The sequence below is a fragment of the Streptomyces monashensis genome (assembly GCF_001866665.1).
Taxonomy (GTDB): Bacteria; Actinomycetota; Actinomycetes; order Streptomycetales; family Streptomycetaceae; genus Streptomyces; species Streptomyces monashensis.
This window is the reverse complement of the sequence record NZ_MLYO01000041.1, coordinates 145,620-162,167: the sequence shown is the minus strand read 5'-3', so window position 1 is coordinate 162,167 and position 16,548 is coordinate 145,620. Positions and strand designations below refer to the sequence as shown.

12 protein-coding genes are annotated in these 16,548 nt (G+C 71.3%); 7 read left to right on the top strand and 5 right to left on the bottom strand.

From position 1 onward, the window contains the following. Nucleotides 1-66: 66 nt before the first annotated feature. Nucleotides 67-3,210 carry an ATP-binding protein gene (locus BIV23_RS25310; protein WP_071383244.1) on the top strand — a complete coding sequence of 1,048 codons (3,144 nt, stop codon included), beginning with the start codon at nucleotides 67-69 and terminating at the stop codon, nucleotides 3,208-3,210. On the opposite strand, the gene BIV23_RS25305 is transcribed toward BIV23_RS25310, so the two are convergent. Next, nucleotides 3,188-3,982 carry an ABC transporter permease gene (locus BIV23_RS25305; protein ID WP_071383243.1) on the bottom strand — a complete coding sequence of 265 codons (795 nt, stop codon included), beginning with the start codon at nucleotides 3,980-3,982 and terminating at the stop codon, nucleotides 3,188-3,190. The genes BIV23_RS25310 and BIV23_RS25305 overlap by 23 nt on opposite strands. Then, nucleotides 3,979-4,974: an ATP-binding cassette domain-containing protein gene (locus BIV23_RS25300; protein WP_071383242.1), complete on the bottom strand. Its 996-nt coding sequence runs from the start codon at nucleotides 4,972-4,974 to the stop codon at nucleotides 3,979-3,981. Before BIV23_RS25300 ends, BIV23_RS25305 begins: the two co-directional genes overlap by 4 nt. Before the next feature lie 353 nt (nucleotides 4,975-5,327). Here BIV23_RS25300 and BIV23_RS25295 point away from each other — a divergent pair, with 353 nt between their 5' ends. The 5 genes from BIV23_RS25295 (at nucleotide 5,328) to BIV23_RS25275 (ending at nucleotide 11,823) form a co-directional block, all read left to right on the top strand. Further along, nucleotides 5,328-6,653 carry a lipase family protein gene (locus tag BIV23_RS25295; RefSeq protein WP_071383241.1) on the top strand — a complete coding sequence of 442 codons (1,326 nt, stop codon included), beginning with the start codon at nucleotides 5,328-5,330 and terminating at the stop codon, nucleotides 6,651-6,653. A gap of 256 nt (nucleotides 6,654-6,909) precedes the next feature. Beyond that, nucleotides 6,910-7,920: an STM4015 family protein gene (locus BIV23_RS25290; RefSeq protein WP_177240026.1), complete on the top strand. Its 1,011-nt coding sequence runs from the start codon at nucleotides 6,910-6,912 to the stop codon at nucleotides 7,918-7,920. A 380-nt stretch (nucleotides 7,921-8,300) separates the two neighbouring features. Continuing rightward, the gene (locus tag BIV23_RS25285) at nucleotides 8,301-8,849 is read left to right on the top strand and encodes a hypothetical protein (protein WP_071383240.1); all 549 of its coding nucleotides are present in this window, start codon (nucleotides 8,301-8,303) and stop codon (nucleotides 8,847-8,849) included. 338 nt (nucleotides 8,850-9,187) lie between these two features. Next, nucleotides 9,188-11,005: a hydroxysqualene dehydroxylase gene (locus BIV23_RS25280; protein ID WP_071383239.1), complete on the top strand. Its 1,818-nt coding sequence runs from the start codon at nucleotides 9,188-9,190 to the stop codon at nucleotides 11,003-11,005. 245 nt (nucleotides 11,006-11,250) lie between these two features. Continuing rightward, nucleotides 11,251-11,823 carry a HutD/Ves family protein gene (locus tag BIV23_RS25275; protein ID WP_107471248.1) on the top strand — a complete coding sequence of 191 codons (573 nt, stop codon included), beginning with the start codon at nucleotides 11,251-11,253 and terminating at the stop codon, nucleotides 11,821-11,823. Between the two features lie 40 nt (nucleotides 11,824-11,863). Here the strand turns inward: BIV23_RS25275 and BIV23_RS49710 are convergent, their stop codons facing one another. Further along, nucleotides 11,864-12,154 carry a hypothetical protein gene (locus tag BIV23_RS49710; RefSeq protein ID WP_143079109.1) on the bottom strand — a complete coding sequence of 97 codons (291 nt, stop codon included), beginning with the start codon at nucleotides 12,152-12,154 and terminating at the stop codon, nucleotides 11,864-11,866. A 64-nt stretch (nucleotides 12,155-12,218) separates the two neighbouring features. Here BIV23_RS49710 and BIV23_RS25270 point away from each other — a divergent pair, with 64 nt between their 5' ends. Then, nucleotides 12,219-12,935, top strand: a complete 717-nt coding sequence (locus tag BIV23_RS25270; RefSeq protein ID WP_071383238.1) for an NADPH-dependent F420 reductase — start codon at nucleotides 12,219-12,221, stop codon at nucleotides 12,933-12,935. 1,003 nt (nucleotides 12,936-13,938) lie between these two features. Here the strand turns inward: BIV23_RS25270 and BIV23_RS25265 are convergent. Together BIV23_RS25265 and BIV23_RS25260 are read right to left on the bottom strand one after the other, a co-directional pair. Beyond that, the gene (locus tag BIV23_RS25265; RefSeq protein ID WP_071383237.1) at nucleotides 13,939-14,670 is read right to left on the bottom strand and encodes a DUF7873 family protein; all 732 of its coding nucleotides are present in this window, start codon (nucleotides 14,668-14,670) and stop codon (nucleotides 13,939-13,941) included. A 93-nt stretch (nucleotides 14,671-14,763) separates the two neighbouring features. Further along, nucleotides 14,764-16,476 (bottom strand): sigma-54-dependent Fis family transcriptional regulator, encoded by a 1,713-nt coding sequence (locus BIV23_RS25260; protein WP_071383236.1) that lies wholly within the window; start codon nucleotides 16,474-16,476, stop codon nucleotides 14,764-14,766. Nucleotides 16,477-16,548 lie beyond the last annotated feature (72 nt).

The following is a 16,548-nucleotide window of genomic DNA, read 5'->3' as shown; positions in this document are numbered from 1 at the left end:
GTCACGTCCGGCTCTCCGGACGACCAGCCGGGTGCGTCCCGACGCCCCGCTGACTAACCTTCACGCGTGACCATCGAGTTGACCCTGCTGCCCCGAGTCGCCTGTCGCGGACAGGAGATCACGGCGCCTCGACTGCGCGCACTGCTGGCGTTGCTCGCCGGGGATCTGCGCACCGGGTGCAGCACGGGCCGGCTGGTGGAGGGGCTGTGGCCGGACGAACTGCCGGAGCGGCCGGGCAAGGCCGTGCAGGTGCTGGTGTCGCGGCTTCGGTCACAGCTGGGGGCCGCACTGATCGTGAGCACGCCGACGGGGTACCGGCTCGCCCTGGACGAGACAGAGGTCGACAGCTCGGCGCTGTCGGCGCACGAGGTCGCGAGTGCCGAGTGCGCGCGGGCGGGTGATCACGAGGGCGCCCTGGCGCGGGCCGAGGCGGGCCTGGCGCTGTGGGACGGCAGTCTGGGCGCCGCGGCGGGCGAGGAGCGGCACGACCCGGTGACGGCGCTGCGTGCCGACCGGGTCCGGGCGTTCCGTTCGCTGGTACGGACCCGGGCGCTCGCGCTGGCCCGGCTCGGGCGCACGGCGGAGGCCGCGGCGCCACTGGCCGATCTGGCCGGCGAACTGCCCCGCGACGAGGAGCTGTTGGCAGAGCTGCTGCGCTGCGAGGCGGCCACGGCGGGCCGGGCAGCGGCACTCACCCGGTACGACACCTATCGACGCGGGCTGCGCGACGAGCTGGGCACGGATCCCGGGCCCCGGCTCAGGTCCGTGTACCAGGAGGTGCTGCACGCGGACGCACCGCCCGTGCGGCACGGTGTGCCGCACGAGCCGAACCCGTTGCTGGGGCGGGACGCCGACATCGCCGCCGTCGGCCGGCTGCTGCGCGACGCCCGGGTGGTCACCGTCACCGGCCCCGGCGGACTGGGCAAGACGCGGCTCTCCCACGCGGTGAGCCGGGCGGCCGAGCAGCCGTTGGTGCACTTCGTCGCCCTGGCCGGTGTCACCGCCGACGAGGACGTGGTCGGCGAGGTGGCCTCGGCGGTCGGCGCCGGGGACGGCCGGCAGTTCACCGGCGGGGACGAGGTGGGCGGCATCGTCGCCGCGCTGGGCCCCCGCCCCGCCCTGCTGGTGCTGGACAACTGCGAGCATGTGCTCTCCGGGGCGGCCGGTCTCGTACAGGCACTGGTGTCGCGCTCGAAGGAGCTGCGGGTGCTGGCGACCAGCCGGGCGCCGCTGGGGCTGACCTCGGAGTCCGTGTACTCGCTGCCGGAACTGTCCCTGACCACGTCCTTCGAGCTCTTCGAGCAGCGCGCGCGGGCGGCCCGGCCCGGTGTGGAGCTGCCCGCCGACAAGGTGACCGAGATCTGCCGTCACCTGGACGGGCTGCCGCTGGCCGTGGAACTCGCCGCGGCGCGGGTGAGAGCGCTCTCCGTGGCCGACATCTCGCGCCGGCTGCGGGACCGCTTCGCACTGCTGCGCGGCGGCGCCCGGGACGCGCCCGAGCGGCATCGCACACTGCAGGCCGTGGTGGAGTGGAGCTGGAACCTGCTGGGGAACGACGGCCGGCAGGCGCTGCGCGCGCTCTCGGTCTTCCCCGGGGGCTTCACCGTGGACGCGGCGGAGTACGTGCTCGGGGGGACCGGGGGCGCCCTGGATCTGCTGGAGCAGCTGGCCGGGCAGTCCCTGATCAAGGTGGGTGACAGCCCTTCCGGGGTGCGCTTCCACATGCTGGAGACACTGCGGGAGTTCAGCGCCGCCCGGCGGGAGGAGGCGGGCGAGGACGAGGCCGTGACCGGGCGGTTCCTCTCCTGGGCCCGGGACTTCGGCCGGGCGCACCACGACGCGATGTACGGCACCGACGCGGTGTCCTGCGCCGACCGCCTCCGTGCCGAGCAGGACAACCTCGTCCTGGCGTTGCGGCACGCCCTGACCCGTGCCGACGGGCCGGCCGTCGCCGCCGCCACCGCCGTACTGGCCTCCTTGTGGTCCACCGGCAACAACTACAGCCGGTTCATCACGCTCGCCACCGAGACGGCAGGGCCGTTGTCCCGTTTCCGCCCGGGGCCGGAGCACCCCGAGGACGTGGAGGTGGTCCGGAGCGCGGCGGCGGTGTGCACGGCCGGCCTCATGATGGGCTACGGCCCGCACGCCGTACGGCAGTTGGCCGTCCTGCGCCGCCTGCCGCCCGGCCGCCCGGACACCGTGCTTCGGGCACTGTCCGTCGTGCTGTGCGCCGTTCCGGACCTGCATCCGCCGCAGTACTCCCGGTTGCAGCAGCTGTGCGACGCCGACGAGCCGATGCTGGCGGGCATCGCGTCGGGCGTCGCCAGTTATGTGTGGGAGTCCGAGCACGAGACGGAGCGTGCGCTCGAGTGCGCGCGTCGCATGCTCGCCGCGATGGAGCCGTTCGGCAATCCGTTCATGCTGCTGCTCAGCCACGGGCGGATCAGCGAACTGTGTCTCAAGACCGAGCGGGGCGCGGAGGCGTACGACCATCTGCGGGCGGCGGACGCACTCGGCGTGGTCGGCGACTGGTCCGACTCCATCGGTGTCCGCTACGGGCTGGTGTCCGCCTGTCTGCAACGCGGGGAGGTCGACGAGGCGGAGTACTGGCTGGGCCTCGCCGCCCAGGACCGGCAGTCGGAGTCCGCCCAGGACTTCATCGCCGAACTGCAGGCGGCCAGGGCGGAGGTCGCGCTGGCCCGGGGACTGAGCGAGCTCGGACTCGGCCTGTGGCGCGGGACGGTGGAGGGAATGCGGGAGTACAGCCTGCTGCATCCCGGTGATCCCTTCCTGGATCAGTGGTGCCTTCAGCTGCAGGCGACCGCGCTCGCCGCGCACGCGCAGCACGACCGGCTGGAGCCGGTGGCCCACCTCCTGGTCCACCTGCGGGAACGGCTGCGCGCGATGTTGTCCGACTCCTCCGGCGCCGCGGACATGGTGGAACTCACGGTGTACGGCACGGTTCTGCTGGCCCTCGGCCACGCCGGACTGGCCCGTGGTGACACGGCGGCGGCACGGCTGATGGCACTGGCGGAGCGGATGCCGGTGCTGCGCGACTACCCCACCCTGTCCTCGGCACGGTCCCGGCAGGCGGTCGGGAACGCCGGCAGGGCGGCGTACACCGAGGCGAGCTCGGCGTACGCCGCCCTGGGGCGGGAGGAGTTGCGGGCCGCGGCGCTGCGCGAGCTCACCGCCGTGGCTCACGGTTGAACCGGGCCTTGGACCACAGGTAGCCCAGCAGGCTCAGCCCCAGGGACCAGGCGACGGCGAGCACCGCGTTCCTGGTGCCGACGTGGGTGCCCAGCAGCAGCCCCCGCAGGGCCTCGATGGCGGGCGAGAACGGCTGGTACTCGGCGAACCAGCGGAAACCGTCCGGCATGGTGCCCACCGGTACGAACGCGCTGGACAGCAGCGGCAGCAGCGTCAGCGGCATCCCGAGGTTGCTGGCCCCTTCGGCGTTGGGGCTCACCAGGCCGATGCCGACCGCGATCCAGGTCAGCGAGAGGCTCACCAGAGCCATCAGCCCGGCCGCCGCGAGCCAGTCCAGCGGTGTCGCGTGGGGCCGGAAGCCGATGGCCAGTGCGATACCCAGGATCAGCACCAGAGCCAGCAGTGTCTGGATCACGCTGCCGATCACATGGCCGACCAGTACCGAGGGACGGGAGATCGCCATGGTACGGAACCGGGCCATGATGCCCTCGGTCATGTCGGTGGCCACGGACACCGCGGTGCCGAGCGAGATCATGCCCACGGTCATGAGGAGAACACCGGGCACGAGGTAGGCGACGTACTCGGCACGGTCCGCGTGACCTCCGGTGATGCCGGCGCTCATCGCGTTCCCGAAGACGTAGACGAACAGCAGCAGGAGCATGACCGGGGTCAGCAGGACGTTCAGGGTGAGCGAGGGGTAGCGGCGGGCGTGCAGGAGGCTGCGGCGCACCATGGTCAGGTTGTCGCGGAACGCGTGGCCGGCGGCGCTCATCGGGCGTTCTCCTTGTCGGCGGCACCGGCGGGATTCGCGGAGCCGGTGGACTGGGTGGGGACGGGGTTCCCGGTGAGTGCGAAGAACACGTCGTCCAGGTCCGGGGTGTGCACGGACAGCTCGTCGGCCTCGATGCCGGCGCTGTCCAGCCAGTCGAGGATGGCGCGCAGCTCGCGCTGGGTTCCGTCGCTGGGAATCTGGACGGCGAGCGCGGCGTCGTCCCGGGTGGTCTCGCGCAGTGCGGTGGCCGCCCGTTCGTAGGCGACCGGGTCGGAGAAGCGCAGCCGCACATGGCCGCCGGGTACGAGCCGTTTGAGCTCCTCGGCGCTGCCTTCGGCGACGAGCCTGCCGCCGTTCAACACCGCGATGCGGTCGGCGAGTTGATCGGCCTCGTCCAGGTACTGGGTGGTGAGGAAGACGGTGACGCCGCCGGAGACCAGTTCGCGGATGATCTGCCACATGGTGTGCCGGGAGCGCGGGTCGAGGCCGGTGGTCGGCTCGTCGAGGAAGATGATCCGCGGGTCGCCGACCAGGGTCATGGCGATGTCGAGGCGGCGCTTCATGCCGCCGGAGTAGGTGGAGGCGGGCTTCTTCGCGGCGTCGGCGAGGTCGAAGCGCTCCAGCAGCTCGGTGATCACCCGGCGGCCCGCGGTACGGGAGAGGTGGTGCAGGTCGGCCATGAGCAGCATGTTCTCCTCGCCGGTGATCAGGCCGTCCACGGCGGAGAACTGGCCGGTGACCCCGATGGCGGCCCGCACCGCCTGGGCCTCCGCGGTCAGGTCGTGTCCGGCGATCCGCGCCTGCCCGTCGTCGGCGGAGATCAGGGTGGAGAGGATGTTGACCGCCGTGGTCTTGCCGGCGCCGTTCGGTCCGAGGAGGGAGAAGACCGTGCCGCCGGGCACCCGGAAGTCGATGCCGTCGAGGACGGTCCTGTCCCCGTAGGACTTGCGCAGCCCGGTGGCCGTGATCGCGAATTCGTGGTCCTTCGTCATGCTGCAGAGCGTGCGGCCGAGGCGGTTCAGCGCGGTTTCAGCGCGGATTCAGTGCGGTGTCAGCCGGGGGAAGACCAGGGGGCCGGGTGGGGAGACCACGCATCGACCTCGCGCAGCGGTTGACGGCCGCCGGCGTCCCGGTCGGCCTGCGCGTCCACGTCCAACGAAATGAGGCGACGAGCCACATTGCCGAACCGTAATCCACAGAGTGCTACCACGAGTAACTTACTCGTGCGTAAGGTTCTGGCGAACCACTCCCCAGTGGCGTGAGCCGGCCCGTGGGACGGCCGTGCTCGCCTGCCGCCCCCTTCACCTGTGCATCTCTCCACCGGCCGCATCACAGGAGGTTCGCCATGCCCCCACGCAAACGGCTCCTCGCGGCGGCGGTCACCGCCGCCGCCTGCCTCGGCGCCCAGGCCCTCTCGAACACCGCGGCCTCGGCGGCGGACGAGGTCGTCTCCCGCGGCGTCACCATCCCCGCCTTCTACAACCCGCCCGCCCAACTGCCCGCGGCCAACGGCACCCTCGTCCGCTCCGAGCCTCTCCCGCTCGCCCTCAGCCTGCCGGGCCTCGACGGACCGCTCCCCGGCCGCGCGACCCGCCTGATGTACAAGTCGACCGACTCCAACGGGAAACCGGTGGCCGTCACCGGCGCCTACATCGAACCGTCCGCCACCTGGAAGAGCGGCGGCCCACGCTCCCTGGTCGCCCTGGCCCCCGGCACCATGGGCCAGGGCGACCAGTGCGCCGCGTCCCTGGGACTGGAGCATCCGCTGACGATCAACGGCCGTACGACATCGGTCGGTTACGAGGATCTGGCGATCTACCGCCTCCTTACGAGGGGCGTCGCCGTGGTCGTCACGGATTACGACGGCCTCGGTGCGACCGACCGGCTGCACACCTACGTCAACCGCGTCGACGAGGGGCACGCGGTGCTCGACGCCGTCCGCGCGGCCCGCTCGGTGCCCGGAGCCTCCGTCACCCACGACTCCCGGGTGGGGCTGTTCGGCTACAGCCAGGGCGGCGGCGCCACCGCCTCCGCGGCCGAACTCCAGGCCTCCTACGCCCCCGACGTCACACTCTCCGGCACCTACGCGGGTGCGCCGCCCGCCGATCTGACCGCGGTCACCAAGGCCATCGACGGCAGCGAGCTGGCCGGCGCGCTGGGCTGGTCCCTGAACGGATTCCTCCAGTCCGACCCCTCGCTCAGGCCCATCGCCGAGGCACACCTCAACACCGCCGGCAAAGCCGCCCTGTCCGATCTGTCGACCATGTGCGTCGGGGACGCGATCTTCGGCTACGGGTACGCGAAGAGCACCAAGTGGACGACCGACGGACGGTCCATCAGCGACATCATCGCCGCCACTCCCACGCTGCAGCAGTTCCTGGACCACCAGCGCATCGGCACACTGAAACCGTCCGGGCCGGTCCGCGTCGCGACGGGCGCCAGCGACAACCTCGTCCCGCACGCCCAGGCACGTCAACTCGCCGTCGACTGGTGCCGCAAGGGAGCCGACATCACGTACCAGCCCGTCGTGCTTCCCGACGTCGGCAGCGCCCTGCTCAACCACTTCGCCCCGCTGCTCACCGACCAGGGCGACGCCATCGGCTGGCTGACCGACCGCCTCTCCGGCAGGCCGGCTCCCTCCACCTGCTCGTCCCTGCCCGCCCAGCCCTGACGCGATCTGGCCCATCCAGGGCCCAGCGCGCCTCGAGGTTGTGGTCACCGCCGACGTTCCGCTCCCACTCCGACACCTCGTGGTTCCGTGCCACCACGAGGTAGTCGGCGGCCCGACATCACGCCCGCTGCCGATGCGCCCCGCTGGCCTGGCCCGAAATCCCCCGACAACAGACGCCGCCCGCTCGTCACTGGTAGAACTGCTGCCCGCACCACCCCTTGACACGTCGACACATCGCACGCCAGGAGCGGCCCGCATGAAGACCCAGGACGACCACCTCGAGGCACTGTCCGGTCTCCCCGCATTCACCTTCCCCCTGCCCGGCGAGACGACAAGGCTGCCTGAGCCCGACACCGTGGCCTGGCGGATCGGCCATGAGAGGTGGACGTCCAGCGAGCTGTGGGGTGATGCATTCGACCGCTTCTGCGCCGAAGTCGACCTCGCACGGGTCCGCGCTCTGATCATCGGCATCTGGGACGACGTGGAAGACACCGATCCCTCCGAGGTCATCGAGGCGCTGTTGGCCGTGCGTGACCGACTGCCCGCCCTGCGGTCGATGTTCCTCGGGGACATCACGGACAAGGAGTGCAAGCTCTCCCGGATCAGCCAGACCGACGTCACGCCGCTGCTGGCCGGCTTCCCCGCGCTGGAGGAGTTCGGCGTGCGTGCGGGAGAGGGCACCAGCATGGGCGAGACCTTGAGGCTGAGGTTCCCCGCGCTGCGTCACGGCTCGCTGCGCAGGCTGGTCGTGGAGAGCAGTGGCCTGCCGGTTGACGTCGTGCGTGGTCTGGGCGCGAGTGAACTGCCCGCGCTGGAGCACCTCGAACTGTGGCTGGGCCGCTCGGACGACGGTGCGGACTCCACGGCGGCCGATCTGGAGCCGATTCTGTCCGGTGCCCGGTTGCCCCGGCTGCGGCACCTGGCCCTGCGCAACAGCGAGATCCAGGACGAGGTCGCCGTCGCCGTGGCGACCGCCCCGGTGGTCGGTCAGCTCGAGGTGCTCGACCTGTCCATGGGCATGCTCAGCGACGAGGGCGCCGCCGCACTCCTCGGCGGCCGACCGCTGACCCACCTCAAGAAGCTGGACCTGCACCATCACTTCCTCAGCGAGCCCATCCAACAGCGCCTACGCCGAGCGCTCGAACCCGCGGGCGTCGAGGTGGACCTCGGCCAGGACTGCGTCCTGGACATCAACGGCCCCCGCCTGCCCGACACCCGTCACGACCTGTGCGAGCCTGACATCTGCGTCGGACCGGTCAGCTACTGAGGGGGCGTTGTCGTAGACAGTGATCGCCGGGTGGAGGCAGAACTGCCGCGGCCGTCTGAGCCTCATGCCCAACTGGGCCTGCTGTCACGTGGATTCATCCACCAACACCGACTGGCCAACACAGCCCGCTCTGTCACAACAGCGTCGTCCACGCGGTCGCCATGGCCCTGTGCCCAGCACCGATGCCACACGGCGCACCACTCGATCACGAAGCGGACACGAGACTCCGGATGCTTCCCTGACCACGAGCGAAACCATGCGTGCCGAGTGGGTCGAGGAGGCGTGAACGTCGGTCGGGCACTGGTCTGGGTGGTGGAAGTCTTCTGTGCTCGACGGTGTCTGGGCGGGCGGTAGCGCCTTCGCTGGGTGAAGCTGAGTGCGTGAGCAACAGGAGCGGGAGCCCGGTACGTACTGAGCAGATCCACGCAGCCCTGGCTGCGCTGGGGGCCGAATCGCCGGCAGATCCCAAGAAGCGGCCCGAGGGGCCACAGGAAGAGGACCGCCTGCGGCTGCTCGGCGGTCTTCTGGCGACGACAGAACTTGAGATCACCGCCGCGACCCGGCTGACCGAGGAAGAGGAGATCGAGGACGTCCTCGAGACGTTGCTCGGCTGGGGAGACCAGGTGGGAACGGATCCCGGTCTCGAGGTCAACGTCGTGACGAACCGGCTGCAGCGCACCGCGGTGCAGATCTCCCAACCCGAGGAGGAAGAGCTGCCGCCCGGCCGGGAGGCCGCCTTCGCCGCCGTGATGACAGCGGTGTACACGCTCGGCGCCCAGTTGCACGCGGAACGCGGCGATACGGAGGGAACCCGACGCGCTCTGAGCGGGGCGGAAGAAGCCCTCATCGACATCCTGCAAGGCATGCACGACCTGCGCGTCGCCATCGGGGACGCGGCCGGCCCCGAGGACGAAGCAGCCGACGACTGACCCCCTCAGTCCGGAGTGTGCGCCGATCCACCCGAGTGGGTGGACAGCTGCTGCCCGCGAAAGGCTGCCTCTCACCCCGGTGCCATCGGTGGGTCAGCACCGCGTGTACGGCCAGGACGAGACAGGCGGCCACCACCGCGAAACGGGTCACAGTCCATGCAAGCACGACACCGGCTGCCAGTGCGGCCGCGGATGTCGGGATCCAGGAGCGGCCCGCCGTTCCCGGAGCGGCATGGGAGCGAGCCCCCGTGCCGACCGACACCACCGACGTGAGGATGCTGTGGAGGACGACAAACAGGCTTCCGGGCTCCCGGAACCCTCTCTACCCTCCCGGAATCATGGCAACAGACCACGCTCAGCAACCCCACCCGACCGCCGGACATTCCCGCAGACGCTTCCTCACGGCCGCCGGCGGCGCGGTCGGTGCGACCGCGTTACGGCCCGCAGCGCGAGCAGCCGCGGGCACGCCCTCGCGTCGACGCGTCGCCGTCCTCGGCGGCGGCGTCTCCGGGCTCAGCGCCGCCCACGAACTCGCCGAACGCGGATACGCCGTCACCGTCTACGAGTACTACGACATCCTCGGCGGCAAGGCCCGCTCGATGGACGTCCCCGGCACTGCTGCCGGCGGCCGCAAGCCGCTGCCCGGCGAGCACGGCTTCCGCTTCTTTCCCGGCTTCTACCGGAACCTGCCGGACACGATGCGCCGCATCCCCTTCCCCGGCAACGCCGCCGGCGTCCACGGCAACCTCCGCAATGCCACCGAGGAGTTGTTCGCCCGTGGCTCGGGCCGCCCCGACCTGCACTTCCCGCTGCGCCGGGTCACGACCCCGCCGGCGCCCGGTGACATCACCGCGTCCTGGATCCGCGACCAGATCCTGTCCGCCCTGGACGTGGTCACCCGGCTGCCCGCCCATGAGGTGGCCTACTTCGCCGACCGTCTCCTGGTCCACCTCACCAGCTGCGACGCCCGCCGCGAGGACCAGTGGGAGAAGGTCGCCTGGTGGGACTTCATCCGTGCGGGAGAGATGAGCAGGGAGTACCAGACGCTCCTCGGCATCGGGCAGACCCGTAACCTCGTCGCCACCCGCGCCGAGGTGGCGTCGACCAGGACCGTCGGCCGCGTCATCATCGAGGCCCTGATCCTGTGGGGCCTGCTCGGCCGCGGGCTGGACGGCGACGCCGACATCGACCGCGTCCTGAACGCGCCCACCAGCGAGGCCTGGATCGACCCCTGGGAGGCGCATCTGCGCTCGCTCGGCGTCGACTTCGTGACCGGCACGCAGGTGCTGGAGATCGGGTACGAGGGCGGGCGGGTGACCGGCGTCCGCGTCGCGGCCCGCGACGGCGGCCACGAGCGCACGGTCACCGCCGACCACTACGTCTGCGCCATGCCCGTCGAACACGCCCGCGCCACCTGGGGCAGGGCCCTGCGCGCCGCCGACCCGCAGCTCGACCGGTGCGACGCGCTGAAGACGGACTGGATGACCGGCGTGATGTTCTACCTGCGCACGCCCACGCCCGTCGTGCACGGGCACATCAACTGCCTGGACTCACCCTGGTCGGTGACGGCCGTCGGCCAGGCGCAGTTCTGGGACGTACGGGACTTCTCCCGCGACTACGGCGACGGGCGGGCCCATGACTGTCTCTCCGCGATCATCTCGGAGTGGGACAAGCCCGGCATCCTCTACGGCAAGACGGCCAAGGAGTGCACCCGGGACGAGATCGTCGCCGAGCTGTGGGCACAGCTGAAGGACGGGCTGAACGACACGGGCAAGACCACACTCAGGGACGAGGACCGCCTCGGCTGGTTCATGGACCCGGCGGTGACGGGCCTCGGCGGCCCCGAGCCGCACAACCGCGAACAACTCCTCATCCACCCGACGGGCACGCTCTACCACCGCCCCTCGGCGCGGACGGCGATCCCGAACTTCTTCCTCGCGGGCGACTACGTGCGCACCGACGTCGACCTCGCGACCATGGAAGGCGCGAACGAGTCCGCACGGCGAGCCGTCAACGCCCTGCTCGACACGGATGGTTCGGATGCCGAGCGGTGCCGTGTGTGGGAGCTGTACCGGCCGCCGGAGATGGAGCCCCTGAAGCGGATCGACGAGGTGCGCTACCGGCTGGGCCTGCCCAACACCCTCGACCTGGGCTGAGTCGGAAGGCCCACGGCTGCGGCGAGAACGACGGGAGGGCCATTCGCGGCGCGGCCGACACTCGATGGGACCGGCCGGTCTCCTGTGTCGCACCTCCTGTGAGGCGTTGAGGAACGTCGCGTACAGTGCGGTGTCGAGGGCCTCACGGTCCGGGTTCGCAGCCCGACCCGCGCGGTCCTCTCGTCTTGTCCGCCGCCGGGCCGCGACGAACGGCTCGGCGGGCGTCCCGTCCGGAAGGAACGCGCATGGCACTGCAGCTTCTGCGGGCGCAGGGCAGAACTCCCGCGCCCTGGAAGAACGGCGGAGGTGTCACTTCCGAGGTCGCCGCCCACCCCGGGGGAGCACGGACCGACGATTTCGTCTGGCGTGTCAGCATTGCCGATGTCGCGCGGAGCGGGCCGTTCTCGGTCTTCGAGGGCGTGGACAGGATCATCACCGTCGTCGACGGTCCCGGCATGGCCCTGACGGTCGACGGTGCCCGGCATGTGGTGGCCGACCCGTACGAGCCGTTCGCCTTCGCCGGTGACTCCGACACACAGTGCGAGCTGCTCGGCGGCCCGATCGTCGACTTCAACGTCATGGTGCGGCGCGCCGATGCGTCGGCACAGGTCCGGATCGTGCGCGATCGCGTCACGGTGCGGCCGGAAGCCGGCACGCGCGTGCTCGCAGTGGTCCTTCAAGGGGCTGCCACCCTCGGCCGGAAGTCCGTCCGCCTCGACCACCTGGATGCCGCACTGTTCGCCGCGGGGGACGCCGACGACATCGACGTCGACGGAGTTCTCGCAGTGGTTACTGTCGCCGACCACGACTCGAACTGACCCGGCGCCTCCGGTGCGCGGCCGGCTTGCCGCCGCCTGATCAGCCGACTCCCGGAGGCTGAAGCGGTTGGCCGCGTACGGCGAGCGGGCGCAGACGGCGCGGACCTGAGGGTCGGGGTCGCGGATTCGGCGGTTTACGGTGGCGGACGAGCCACTCCAGATCGTCCACCAGCCGCGCCCGCTGAGCGGGGTCGCCATGGGGGTTGACCACGAAGTGGCCTCGGGCGCGCGGGGCGGGATGGGCGAGTACGGCGTCCCCGACGCCACCCGGCAGTTCACCATCCCGGCACAGCACCACCCGCACGGCGAGCGGATCCTCGGCGGGCAGCATGCCACGATCGCGTCGGTGCAGGGCTCGGACGGAATACGTGCGCATCCCCACTGGTTGGCCCGGCGTGGCTACTTTAGGACTGATCGGCAGCGGACGGATCGGCACCACGCTCGCGCGACTGGCCGTGAACAGCGGACTCGACATCGTGCTCAGCAACTCACGCGGCCCAGGGACGCTTGCCGCCCTGGTCGCGGAACTCGGTCCCCGGGCCCGGGCGGCGACAGCGGCAGAGGCCGCGGCAGCAGGTGACTGGGTGGTCGTGAGCGTGCCGTTCAGAGCGTACGGTTCCCTGCCGCGCCGGCCTCTCGCGAGCAAGACGGTCATCGACACCGGCAACTACTCTCCGCAGCGCGACGGCAGGGTCGAGGCCCTGGACAACGGCTCGACCACGAGCAGCGAGCTGCTCCAGCAGTACCTCGGTGAATCGGCCCAGGTCGTAAAGGCGTTCAACAACATCCACCACACACACCTCGCCGTCCTGAACAGGCCGGCGGGCGCCGCGGACCGCACCGCGCTCCCCATCGCCGGGGACAGCGACGAGGCGAAGCGGCACGCGACCGAACTACTCGACACCCTCGGGTACGACACCGTCGACGCGGGATCACTCGCACAGGGCGGACTGTTCGCACCGGGCACGCCGGCATACGGCGCCCCGTACACGGAGCTGCCCAGCGAGTCGTTCGGCTCCCTGGCAGCCGGCGCTGCCCCAGCCGCGTTCCTCTCCCTGAAAGCAGGCCCGGCATCGGCAGCCGAGGTACGAGCGCTCCTGGCGAAGGCGTAGTCAGAGCAGCACTCCACCATGCGATATCGCCTCGCGCCACCGACGTCACGGTGCCGGACAGGAACAGGGCGCGTTCGAGTGTGAGGGCTCGCGAGGAACGACGACAGGGCGGTGCCGGCGGAGCAGGATGTGCTGGCGAAGATCGCCGAGATGCAGGACCCGGCTGGTGTCGGACACGCCGGAGGCGTGAACGGGCCTGCTCCATCGGTGACTTGGCCCAGTGGCGCATATCAGGAGGACGCCGGGCCGGTCTGCCGGACACAATGCCGCCATGGTTGGTCACGTTCGAAGTGCTCCGCAAGGCCGGCTCGGCCGCCATCCGCAGCCCGGCGCCCATGCGGTCGGCGGTGAGGAAGGGCAGTCGCGGTTCGGCGTCCTCGACGCTGACGACCGGTTTCCCGGCCGTGATCGCTGTCCCCACGTCCGTCACCGGGGAACCTGCCGCATGCCGCAGCACGTTGGTGACGAGTTCGCTGACCACCAGCAGCACCGCGTCCGCGAAAGCCGAAACCGGAGCGACACCGGCCCGGGTGAACTGTGCCGCCACCGCTTCGCGGGCCTCGCGGGCCGCGTCCACCGTGGCGGGCCTGCCTCCAGCGGCGATGAACGTGGCGGAGCCCGGGAGTCGTATCCAGCTCCCGGGCCCCTGGGGATGCCACCCAATTGCGCACGCCGGCGGCGTTTAAGAGGACGGATCAGTCATCATGCCGTCGTGTTCTTCCTTTGAACTACCGCACCGCGTGAGAGGTGCAGGCGAGAGTCGAACTCGCATCCGACGGCGTTCGTCCGGCCTCGGTCGATCCGGCGATCGGCGGCGATGCTGAGACTGGAGCGAGAGTCTGAGATTGACCGCGGCGCCGTTGCGGCACCGCTTCTTCAGGCTGAACTTCAGTGTCAGCTTGCGCTCATCGCGCGGGCCGGTCCTCAATCCGGTCCGCGCCTGTCGCGCACCCCCGCGCTCGCACGCGGGGGCGATCATGGTGCCACCTGCGGTCGGCCGGTGTCAGCCGAGCAGGTAGCCGAACACCGCGTCGCCGATCCGCTGGTCGGTGACCTCGGCGCCGTTGGCCTCCTCGCGGGCGAACTTCACCGCCTGCTGGAGCTTCTCGACGCGCTCCACCAGTTCGTTGACCCGCCGGGCCGGGAGCGCCCCGGAGAACTTGACGGTCGTCCAGTACCCGATGGGTACGTCCTCGTAGTACACCTCGACCTGCGCCGGGTGCTTCTCGGTGGCCTCCGCCTTGACGTGGTTGCGCGGGACCTTCTTGGTGCGGATCGTGCGCACCGGGTCCGTCTTCCACCAGTCGGTGGAGGGGTCGTGCGACCAGGACTCGGCGGCGTCGAGGGTGGGGAGCTTCCTGACGAACGTGTGCAGGTCGGTGAGTTGCTTCTCCAGGAAGAGGAGGTAGCTGACCGGGACGTCGGTGACGATCGTCCGGCCGTCGACCGTGACGTCCGCGCGGGCCGCGCAGTTCGCCCAGTCCTTGGTGGCGGTCACGTCGAAGAGCCGGGTGAGCGACGCGGACATCTCCCGCAGTACGTCCTCGGCCTGCACCTGTACGCGCGTGGACTCGGGCGGCAGGTGCTCACCCTCCTCGTCCTTCGGCTGGTACGTGCGCGAGATGCCGGCCAGCAGAGCCGGCTTCTGCACCTTGTGCTGTGCCGCGGTGATGTCCTGGAGCGACTTGCTCTTGACACCCTTCTCGACTGCGATGATCTGGTTCAGTTTCGCCACTTCGGGTCCCCCTTCGAACAGGCAGGAACGTATCCCACCCGCTCGAACGCCCGCACCTTCTTTATCGACGCGGGCTCTGTCGCCGCGGGCCGTTCAGCCCTGATAGCTCCGCAGCTTGCGGTACAGCGTCGCCCGGCCGATGCCCAGAGCGGCCGCCGCGCGCGCCTTGTTGCCGCCATGACGGCGCAACGCGTCCAGGATCGCGGCGCGTTCGGCGTGCTCGATCGTGCTGAGGCGGCGCTCGGCGGGCCCTTCCCGGACCGGGTCCGGCAGCTCGGCCCGCCGGACCGGCCCGGACACCCGCCGGTGCTCCGCCAGCGTCCGTACGACATGGGCGAGTTCGGTGATGTTTCCCGGCCACGGGTGCTGCTCCAGCGCGCGCAGCGCGTCGAGCGTCCAGGCCAGCGGCGCCCGTCCCGGCACCGGTCGGGGCGCCAGCGTCGACAGCAACTCCCCCATGTCCTCGGAGCGTTCACGCAGTGCGGGCAGGGACACCGAGCGGGCGGCCAGCGTGTCCAGGAGCCGCTGGAGACAGGGGCCGGGCGGTGCGCCGGGCGTGTAGGTCACCAGCAGCGGCGCGTGCGGGTGTGTGTCGAGCAGGGAGTTGAGCGCGGCCACCCCCGGCTGCGAGAGCCGCTCCGCGTGCCGCAGCAGAACCGGTTTCCCCCGCAGCAACTCGGCGTGGACGCAGGAGAGTTCACCACCCTCCGCCGCGTCGACGACGCGCGCGCTACGTCCGCCCGGCAGCTGACGGGCCAGCGCCGTCTTGCCCGTGCCCCGCTCGCCCGCGAGCAGCAACGGCCCCCCGGAGCCCGCCAGAGCGAGCGCACGCGCCACCGCGTGCCGCCAGGCGACCGACGAACCGGCCAGGCTCGTGGACCGGCGCGGCTCGGGGCATCCGGGGTCGGCGAGCGGGTCCAGCAGGGCAACCAGCCCGATCACGGCACCCTCATGACGTACGGGAGTCACCCGCGCGGTGCACCCCGCGTCCTCGGGCAGCCGGACCACGTCGACCGGGGTGCCCTGCCGGCGTACGGCCACGGCCCGGCGCTCCAGCGCGGCCAGCGCCTGCGGGGACAGCAATCGCTCCGCCGCCGGACTGAGCAGCCGGTTGCGGCCGTCGAGGACCGCCACCGCGCGGTCGGGTCCCTGAGTCGCCCGGCGGTAGGCGTCCAGCAGGGCCCGTTCGGTCGTATGCGACCGGGCGAGCAGCACGACTTCCACCGCGTGCGCGGCGGCCTCGGCGAGCGCGGCGCCCGGATGCGGCGGGCACCCGCCGCACAGCTCCGTCACGACGCTCACCGTGCCGACCAGTTGCCCGCCGTCCGGCGCGAGCACCGGCACGCTCACCGCGGAGAGGTCCTGCCAGCGGTCGAGGAAGTGCTCGGGGCCGTGCACCTCGGCCCGGTGCCGGGTGCGCGCCGCAAGGGCGGCGCTGTTGTTGCCGACCTCCTGTTCCGAGAGGTCGGAGCAGGGTTCGAGCCCCGGGATGCCGCCTCCCGTCCACAGCACACGCAGCCGGTGGTCGGTGAGGAGGAGCAGCGAACGGCCGGCCCCCAGGGCGGGTGCCAGCCGCTCCAGTACGGGGCGGGCGGCGCCGAGCAGGGCCGAGTCCGCCGGCCGGGCGGGAGCGGTGGCCGGCTGCCCAAGGTCGTGCGGCACCCCGAGGAACCGGGCGCGCCGCCATGCGGCGACGACCTCGTCCGGCACGCCGTCCGGCAGGGGACGCCCTGTCAGGAACCGCTCGCGCGCCCGGCGCAGCGGAGTGAGCGCGGAGTCGGCGGGAGTGTGGTGTGTGCTGGTCACGACGCCTTGCACCCTACCGGATTAAGTTGAAGTGACAACAACTGCAGTCGGCCCCAGCCGCACGGGGAAGGC